The organism is Pseudomonas sp. 05T35, assembly GCF_056396605.1.
Genome location: NZ_JBFTLU010000306.1, coordinates 1 through 5,541, shown reverse-complemented (window position 1 = coordinate 5,541; position 5,541 = coordinate 1). Strand labels below are relative to the sequence as shown.

Below are 5,541 nucleotides of genomic sequence, written 5' to 3'. Positions count from 1 at the left end.
GGTCTCGCAGGCGTGGGCCAGCAGGGTTTCACTGTCGATGTCGGGGGCTATGACAAAAATGCAGCCGGGACGTCGATCGGCCAACAACTGCTTGGTCTCGGGCAGCACCAGGTAATGATCGAGCGCACGGTGCGCGGCGGCATGGAGTTCTTTTGAATCGAGGGAGGCGTAGGGGGAGGTGCTGTCGGTTTCAGTGGGATTGGGGGTAGCTTTAGACATGGTGATGCTCCAATAGGTTAAGTTACTCCTATGAGATATCCGGGCTACCACACCCGATCGCTGAATGGGCAGCGACCCGAAAAGGTTATCCGTCCCCCATCACCCAACGCAACCGTCAAAACGTGTCGGAACCGTCCTCAGACGCGCGGGCCATTGTCCTTCAAAAACCTACGCGAGATAAACGTCCTTTTGATCGCTCCCACTCTTCAGTGGGAGCGATCTCATTCAGCCCTGACAATACGTCTCATGCAAATGCCGCCACAGCAACGCACCTGACGGCAGCTTTTCAATCACCGCCGTCGCCCGCCGATCGTTCAGCACGCCGCTCGCATCGGACTGCACTTCTCGGTAGCTGACGGTGGCGCCGCCGGCGTGTTGGTCAATCCCGCGCCATTCGCTCAGGCCGATTTTCAAGCCCGGGCGGGCGCCGCCGAGTTTATCGAACAGCTCGCTCAAACCCGGATAATCCAGCGCATTGCCGCCGGGCACGATCATTGAAAACTGCGGCGAGAAACGCGCCAGCAACTGCGTCAGTAGGCCTTTGTCGGCGGTGCCGGAAAACCATTGCTCGATGTCGACGAGGGTCTGGGTCACTTCGTTGAAGTATTCGCTGTAGTCCGTCATGCGGTGTTCTCCTTGGGTGAGTGAGGGCTAATGTGCGTCAGTAATTTCGCGGTGTCGAGGCGCAGAACGGCTGATAGGGGGAATAGCGCGAAAGCCGCTGAAGGTGCAGGCGTTTTATTGAGTTCATGAAGGATGAAGGCTGACCACACACCTCTAGCGAGGAGTGTGGTCAGGTACCTTGGCAGGGCAGGGGCAATCAGCCCTGATAGCCGTAAACGTGACCGAGTGCGCCACCTATACCCAGGGTGTTGCACGCCAGCAGAATGCGACCGTTTGCCTGTGTTTGCAGAAGCGCCGGCGTGGCCATCAGTTGAGTGTCTTCCTGGATGCAACCGTTTTGACCGAAGCTTCGGTCAATAGAGCCGTTGGCCAGATAGCGCGCGATGTACAGTCGACGGGTGCCGCCAGCGGTGACGATGCTGCCGTCCGCCTGCCGGTGCGCGCATACCCACTCGTTCCCGTGGTCGGCATTGAACGAGGTCAATACCGGGCGACCACCGTTGAACTCGGGGTAGGGGTTGCCGGTCGTGTCGAAGCCCACGAGCAGGCCCCAGTTTCGTTGACCGGAACTGGCCTGGCCAATACCCACGACGTTGCCGGCACCGGTGTCGATAAGTTCGTGAAAAATAACCGTGCCATTCGAGATTCTCAGGGTGGAGAAACCGGGCGTCTCAGAATCGCCGAAGTCAGTATCAAGTGTGCCCGTGTGAGAGTAACGAGCGACAAAGCCTTGAGTGTCGGACGTTGAATGTCGAGCACTGCCCGCGACCAGGATGTTGTTATTGGCTTGCACCAACAGCGCCTGTACTGAGGTGTCGGTGAAGGCGTGATGTTTGATTTCAAGTTGCCCGGTTTGATTAAAACTCTTATCCAGATTGCCGTGAGTGTCGATTCGCAACACGACACCGGTAGAGACTTCCTCTTTCAGATAGGTGGCGCTGACGAGGACTTTTCCGTCCGCCAGCAATTGCAGGGTGCTGGAGTCGTCAACCAACTCCCCGAGGGCACTGTTTGCAATGACCACACAGCCCTGTTTACCAAAGCTGTGGTCAACCCGACCATGTGTATCGAAGCGAGCAATCACCAGGCGTTTCGGGCTGTAAACGTTCACTTCTCGGGACCAGCCCAGCATGATGATATGGCCGTCTTCCTGAATGGCGAGCTTGCCACCTGTCGAGTCGTAGCCATCGGCGAAATTGCCTTGCGCCAGGCCCATGTCGGCGAAAGTGGTGTCTACGCTGCCATCAGGATTGAAGCGTGCCAGACCATAGATCCCTTTCAGGTCACGGGCCAGCCATGCGCTCACCAGAACTTTGTCGTTTGCCAGCACGCTGCAGCCTTTCACATGCCGATCGGTATCAAGTTCGTGCGTGAGTTCAAATAGATTGATAACGCCCTCGTGACCGAAGTCCGGGTCACGGTCGCCAGTGACAAAAAAAGTAATCTGGTTGTGGGTCATAATGTCCATATTATTTGCCTTGTATGAGTTTGAGTGTTCGACATGAATGTCGAAGTTGTTTTTTTAGATGATGTTTTTCATGAGCCTGGTAGACAGGCTTCACGAGTGAGCAAGTTATAGATCGATGGGCGGTATTACTATATTTGGTTGATGATTTAATGTGTTTGTTTATGTCGGTAGTTTGATTTGTTAGTTTGATTTGTTAGTTGGGTTTGTAGCGGTTGGCTGCGGAGCGATGTCCGCAGCGCGAGGGAGGATGTTAGAGCGTGTTATTGAGCGCGAACTTCTTTTTCAGAATGACATCGAGCAGACTTCTGGGCAGCAACGCGGCCATTAATGGCAACGCCCGACTGCCATTGCCCAAACGCAGCAAGCGCGGTGGTTTGGGTTGTTGCACGGCCTTGAGCAGATCGCTGGCAAACGTGCTCGCCGGGGTCGGGTTGTTCTGAGAGGCCTTGGCCCGGGCACGAATGCCCTCGCGCAGCGGCCACCAGGGTGATTGTTCGCTGATCAACAGCTCGGCTTCAACGCCTGCGTTTTTGGCAAAACTGGAGGCAATGGCACCGGGCTGGACTTCCATCACCCGGATGCCGAACGGCGCCAGTTCCATGCGCAGCGCATCGCTCAAGGCATGCACGGCGGCTTTCGAGGCGCAATAGGCGCCGGCGAACGGCGTGACCAAAACGCCGGAGACGCTGCCGATATTAATCACTAATCCCTTGGCGCGACGCAGTACGGGAAACAGCGCACGGGTGACACCGACCACGGCGAACACGTTGGTTTCGAATTGACGTTGCATGGCTGCGACACCGCCGTCGAGCAGTGGCCCCATGGCACCGTAACCGGCGTTGTTGATCAGGATGTCGAGGCCGCCGTATTGCTGGTTGATCCGCTCACTCAATTGTTCGAGCGCCGGTTCATCGTTGACGTCCAGTTGCACCGCAGTGAACCCGGCTGCGGCGAGTATCGCCACATCCTCAGCCTTGCGCGCGGTGGCCAGGACCTCGAACCCGGCTTTTTTGAAGGCGTCAGCCAGGGCGCGGCCAATGCCGCTGGAACAACCGGTGATTAACGCGACGGGCATGGCGCGGTCCTTGTGCAAGTAGAAGGGGGGAGGGAAGGATCAGTCAGAGAAACTACCTTGCAAATGCTCGGCGCGAAACTCCAGGGTTTGCGGGCGATAGCCAGGACGCAGCGGCGGCATCGGCAAGCAGTCTTCCCAATTGGCGCCGGCCTGCAATTCGCCGGGGCCACGGTAGCGTGGCGCGGTGTATTGATTGTCCGCCAGATTGACCGTATCGCCCGGTGCATAGGCGGCGATCCGCCAGCGCAATTCGGTCAGTGGTACGTCGTTGCCGTTGTTCAGCTTCAGTTCCAGCGGGCGATCCGCCGGGCAGTGTTCCGGTGCGTAGGTGATGCGCAACTCCAGACGCGCCAGTTGCTTGACTTCGCGGTTGTCCAGCCACACCACCCAGGTGGCCACCAACGCCAACCCGATGGCCGCCGCCAGAGAGACCGGCAAGGCCTTGGCCGGGTAGCGCAGCAACAGGATCAGCCAGGTAATGACGAGCAGGACGCCAATGAACATGAAGCGAAACCTCGGGAAGGGAGAGAGCCATCCTACCTAAGCGTAGATGTGAATGACCATGGCCGGTTTATTGAACCCTTCAAATGCTCGTGCGAGGGAGGGTGTTCACACTCGTCGACGAAACCGTCGAGCACCCGAAGTAAGGATTGAATGTCGGTTTTGGGAGGACGTTAGTGGGTGTATTAGTTGTGGGTTTTGTTGTAAGTGGATGTGAGTTATTAGGCGGTTTTAAATTATTTATATTTGGGGTGTGTTAGGTTTTTTTTAGGAGTTCAATGCGCTGTTGAATGGTAAGGGCTCCGTAATGTGATGTTAATTAAAAATAGTGTTTTATTTTCTAAAAGGATTTAGAAGTAATGAGTTATGTGGATATACGAATTGAACAGTTTCCGGTGTGCGTCAAGAAAGACGTGCCGGTCACAATAAACTATAGCCTTGTCTCGAACGGCACCCCGCCGCCGGTAGGCGCAAGGATTGTATTTGGCTTTTATGGTAATGCGACCTTCCTGCATGCGTCTACTCCCCCAAGCGGGGCAACGCTTACAGTATCAAGTAATGCGGGGTATACCTATGCGGTAATTACTATTGTTGCCCCGCAGAGTGTGGGTTGGAATACCCAACGAACCTTGACGGTTTTACCCACTGTCACGTTGGACTCTTCAAGGCTTTCTCAATTGTGTTCGATCGAAAGCTTTCAGCCTCATTCAGGCTATTGTTCCGTCTTTGCAAAGGGCGATACGACAGCTGAAGCCATTGACGCCGGTTTTGAGTTCAAGACGAAATGGCTCGATATTGAAAGCCAATGCTGGGTTTACAGTTACGGCATTGTGCTGAAAGCAGCCCGTCATGCCATTTCAAATTGGAAACTGTCGTTTGCCGATTTGCCACTGGGCACGAAAATTCACAGTGAACTTTGGGCTGAGGTGACGCACGACGGTAGCGAAGGCGTCGTCGAACTGGTCACTCCCGGTGATGACAAGTACGTATTGGAGCCGGGAAAAGACTTGCCAATCTCCATCCAGCTACGCTATCCCGCCGCTGTGGGCCAGAAACCTGAATTAGAGGAATTGCGCTATCTGGTTGCTTATTCGCGATAAGCCCAGCGCACAGGCGGCGACCCGTCAGCACAATTCGGTCAGCGGTACGTCGTTGCCGTTGTTCAGCTTCAGTTCCAGTGGCCGATCCGCCGGGCAGTGTTCCGGTGCGTTGGTGATGCGCAACTGCAGCCGCGCCAGTTGCTTGACTTCGCGGTTGTCCAGCCACACCACCGTGGCCATCGGGTTGGCGGAGAGGGTCATGCTACCCAAGCGTAGATGGGAAAACCATGCTGTTTGGAAAAACAGCATGGTTTTTTGAAGACACCATCGCGCATGTACCTTTTCTCAGCTCATCTATACATGCTGTCTGTCAACTTCAGTGTCGGGCAAGGATAATTTATCCATACGGTTTAACAAGGCAATAGATAATTACTGGGGCTATGTTGAACGGAAAAATAATATGCACTTCATAGTTTCCACCGTAATTCCCAGGGTCTGCCCACATATCGAAATGCATCTCGCTGCTGGAAGGATCAACCTTTAATTCTGTACCGGACTTGGGGGCTAGTAGTACATTGTGACCTGCGAACATCGAAGGTATCCATACTTTCGGC

Annotated in this window: 6 protein-coding genes and 2 pseudogenes; 1 reads left to right on the top strand and 7 read right to left on the bottom strand. The window is 55.1% G+C overall.

Features of this window, described 5'->3' with window-relative positions; translation table 11 throughout:
• From AC1DH9_RS20945 to AC1DH9_RS20925, 5 genes and pseudogenes are all read right to left on the bottom strand, one after another.
• Positions 1-219 (bottom strand): annotated as a pseudogene (locus AC1DH9_RS20945) (DUF6124 family protein); the annotation flags it as partial.
• A 225-nt stretch (positions 220-444) separates the two neighbouring features.
• Positions 445-843 (bottom strand): DUF4440 domain-containing protein, encoded by a 399-nt coding sequence (locus tag AC1DH9_RS20940; RefSeq protein WP_427544250.1) that lies wholly within the window; start codon positions 841-843, stop codon positions 445-447.
• Positions 844-1,039: 196 nt separating this feature from the next.
• On the bottom strand, positions 1,040-2,311 hold the full coding sequence (locus AC1DH9_RS20935; RefSeq protein ID WP_427544247.1) for a hypothetical protein: 1,272 nt from the start codon (positions 2,309-2,311) through the stop codon (positions 1,040-1,042).
• Between the two features lie 250 nt (positions 2,312-2,561).
• Positions 2,562-3,386, bottom strand: a complete 825-nt coding sequence (locus AC1DH9_RS20930) for an SDR family oxidoreductase (protein WP_427544244.1) — start codon at positions 3,384-3,386, stop codon at positions 2,562-2,564.
• 39 nt (positions 3,387-3,425) lie between these two features.
• A complete protein-coding gene (locus tag AC1DH9_RS20925) occupies positions 3,426-3,890 on the bottom strand; it encodes a multidrug transporter (protein ID WP_427532065.1) in 465 nt (154 codons plus the stop codon).
• A gap of 356 nt (positions 3,891-4,246) precedes the next feature.
• Between AC1DH9_RS20925 and AC1DH9_RS20920 the strand changes: the two genes are divergently transcribed.
• Positions 4,247-4,987 (top strand): hypothetical protein, encoded by a 741-nt coding sequence (locus AC1DH9_RS20920; RefSeq protein WP_427544241.1) that lies wholly within the window; start codon positions 4,247-4,249, stop codon positions 4,985-4,987.
• A 30-nt stretch (positions 4,988-5,017) separates the two neighbouring features.
• Here the strand turns inward: AC1DH9_RS20920 and AC1DH9_RS20915 are convergent.
• Positions 5,018-5,158 (bottom strand): annotated as a pseudogene (locus AC1DH9_RS20915) (multidrug transporter); the annotation flags it as partial.
• Between the two features lie 166 nt (positions 5,159-5,324).
• Positions 5,325-5,541 (bottom strand): hypothetical protein (locus AC1DH9_RS20910; RefSeq protein WP_477808712.1); only part of this gene is annotated, 217 nt, incomplete at its 5' end.

What these genes read in the sequence shown, in the direction of transcription:
- AC1DH9_RS20940 (WP_427544250.1), bottom strand. Translation starts at nt 843, where the DNA reads ATGACGGACTACAGCGAATACTTCAACGAAGTGACCCAGACCCTCGTC.
- AC1DH9_RS20935 (WP_427544247.1), bottom strand. Translation starts at nt 2,311, where the DNA reads ATGGACATTATGACCCACAACCAGATTACTTTTTTTGTCACTGGCGAC.
- AC1DH9_RS20930 (WP_427544244.1), bottom strand. Translation starts at nt 3,386, where the DNA reads ATGCCCGTCGCGTTAATCACCGGTTGTTCCAGCGGCATTGGCCGCGCC.
- AC1DH9_RS20925 (WP_427532065.1), bottom strand. Translation starts at nt 3,890, where the DNA reads ATGTTCATTGGCGTCCTGCTCGTCATTACCTGGCTGATCCTGTTGCTG.
- AC1DH9_RS20920 (WP_427544241.1), top strand. Translation starts at nt 4,247, where the DNA reads ATGAGTTATGTGGATATACGAATTGAACAGTTTCCGGTGTGCGTCAAG.